At 74.1% G+C, this 2,429-nt stretch carries 3 protein-coding genes; 1 reads left to right on the plus strand and 2 read right to left on the minus strand.

The features are described 5' to 3' along the window. Window positions 1–466: dihydrofolate reductase family protein (locus ACFV0G_RS38330; RefSeq protein WP_380558190.1), on the minus strand; the 466-nt coding region annotated here is incomplete at its 3' end. Between the two features lie 183 nt (window positions 467–649). After that, window positions 650–1,696, minus strand: a complete 1,047-nt coding sequence (locus ACFV0G_RS38335) for a GlxA family transcriptional regulator (protein ID WP_380558196.1) — start codon at window positions 1,694–1,696, stop codon at window positions 650–652. Between the two features lie 146 nt (window positions 1,697–1,842). Here ACFV0G_RS38335 and ACFV0G_RS38340 point away from each other — a divergent pair. Then, window positions 1,843–2,429: NADP-dependent oxidoreductase (locus tag ACFV0G_RS38340; protein ID WP_380558193.1), on the plus strand; the 587-nt coding region annotated here is incomplete at its 3' end.

The following is a 2,429-nucleotide window of genomic DNA, read 5'->3' on the forward strand; positions in this document are numbered from 1 at the left end:
ACCGCCAGCTGTTCGACGAGAACCATGCCTTCACCTCCTCCGTCACGTCATCAATCACGGCTGCTGCTTGACTCAATAGCCCCCTGAGATGTCTCACGTGCTCGTGCCGGTCCCGGATCTCCTGCACCGCAGCGGCCAGATCCGGGCCGAGCCGCGTGGAGCCGGCCCACGGGAGGGCGGGCCTGCCGCGGGAGGCCACGTACTTCGGGACGCGGTTGAAGAGCTCGGCGATCTCGCCGTCCTTCTGGTGCGGCCAGTAGGCGGCGAAGATGTCGTAGGTCCGCCGGCCGAGCAGGAGGGCGTCCGTGCCCTCGTACGCGGAACGGATCTGCGCCCCGGTGGCCTCGTCGAGCAGGGGCGCCTGCCACCCCCCGAACGGGAACCCGACCGGGTCCTCGTCGGGTCCGCCGGGTGCCTGCCCGACGAGGTCGAGGGTCGCGAACAGCTCGATGTGGATGAGGCCCATGTCTGTACTCCCGATAGGTTGGTCGTCCCAGTCGAGATGTAGACCTGCCGGGGCCGGAAGGCTCGTTGCCGCGCCGATGACCGCTCTCCGTACCCGCCGACAGCCTCGTCCGGCACAGTCCGGGGCAACTCGCTGCGCCCGCTCTGCGTTGTGCTCGGCCGGCCGCGCGACGGCGCCGCGCAGCTAGGCCACGGATCCGGTGGCGGCCCCGTCCGGGGCGGTGATGTCGTGCGGGTTGAAGGTGCGGCGGTAGGCGGCGGGGGAGACCCCGAAGGCTGTGCGCATGTGGGTGCGCAGGGAGTTCCCGGAGCCGAGGCCGGCCCGGTGGGCGACCAGGTCGATCGGCAGGTCGGTGGTCTCCAGCAGGTGCTTGGCCATGTCCAGGCGCTGGGCGGTGAGCCACTGGACCGGGGTCATGCCGACCTCGTCGCGGAACCGCCGGGTGAACGAGCGCAGGCTCATCCGGGCGTGTTCGGCGAGCCGGTCCAGGGGGAGCGGTTCGCCGAGGTGTTCCAGCGCCCAGGCACGGGTGGCGGTGGTGCTGGCGACGGTGGGCTCCGGGACGGGGCGGTCGATGTACTGGGCCTGCCCGCCGTCGCGCCAGGGCGGGACGACGCACATGCGGGCGGCCCGGTTGGCGGTGGCCGCACCGTGGTCGCGGCGGATGATGTGGAGGCACAGGTCGACGCCGGCGGCCACGCCCGCGGAGGTCAGCACGTCGCCGTCGTCGACGAACAGGACGTCCTCGTCGAGCTTGACCCCGGGGTAGGCCCGGCGGAACTCCGGGGCCAGGTTCCAGTGGGTGGTGGCCGGCCGGCCGTCGAGCAGGCCCGCCGCGGCGAGCACGTAGGAGCCGGTACAGATCGACACCAGTCGGGTGCCGGGGCGGATCCCGGCGATGGCCGCGGCGACCTCGGGCGGTAGGGGGCCGCCGCGGCCCAGCTCGGGCATGGCGTGCGTCGGCGGGACGATCACGGTGTCCGCGGCGGCCATCGCCTCGGGGCCGGCGGCCGGCTGCACCGTGAAACCCGCGTCGCTGAGGACGGGGGCGCCGTCCGCGGTGCAGACCGCGACCTCGTAGAGCGGGAGGCCCTCGGCGTCCTCGGCGCTGCCGAAGACGCGGGAGGGGATGCCGAGTTCGAAGGGCGGGACCCCGGGCAGGGCGAGCACGGCGATCCGGTGCCGTCGGGCCGGTGCACCTGTCGTGCCGTCCCGCTCGCTCTCCGTCATCGCCGTCGCTCCTTCGTCCATGGCCAGATCCTGTCACATAGTGGCCGAACGGCCAACACCGCGCCGGGCCGGTGTGCCGGATCGTGGACTGCGTCGCCGGGGGATCCCGGCGCACACGGATCGGAACGAAGGACGAGGCAGAGAACATGCGTGCGGTGGTCGTGGAGCAGTGGGGCGGGCCCGAGAACCTGGTCGAGCGCGAGGTCGAGCGCCCCGAGCCCGGCCTGAACGAGGTCCTGGTGCGGGTGCACGCGGCCGGGGTGAACCCGGTGGACTGGAAGACCCGGGCCGGCGGAGCGCTCATCGAATGGGGTGCCGTGCCCGCGGTCGGCTGGGACGTGTCCGGCACGGTCGAGGCCGTCGGCCCCGGCGTCGGCATCTTCCGCCCCGGCGACGAGGTCTTCGGCATGCCGCTGTTCCCGCGGCAGGCCGGCGGATACGCCGAGTACGTGGTCGCCCCGGCCCGCCACCTCGCACCCAAGCCCGCCGGCCTGACCCACGTGGAGGCGGCGGCGCTGCCGCTGGCCGGGCTCACCGCCTGGCAGGCGCTGGTGGACGCGGCCGGCGTCCGCCCCGGCGAGCGGGTGCTGGTGCACGCGGCGGCCGGCGGCGTCGGCCACTTCGCCGTGCAGATCGCCAAGGCCCGCGGCGCCTACGGCATCGGCACCGCGGGCGCCGGCCAGCACAACCGGGTGCGGGAGGTGGGTGCGGTCGAGGGGGTGGGCCCCCCCGC

The sequence above is a fragment of the Kitasatospora sp. NPDC059571 genome, assembly GCF_042735675.1.
In the GTDB taxonomy this organism is placed as follows: Bacteria; Actinomycetota; Actinomycetes; order Streptomycetales; family Streptomycetaceae; genus Kitasatospora.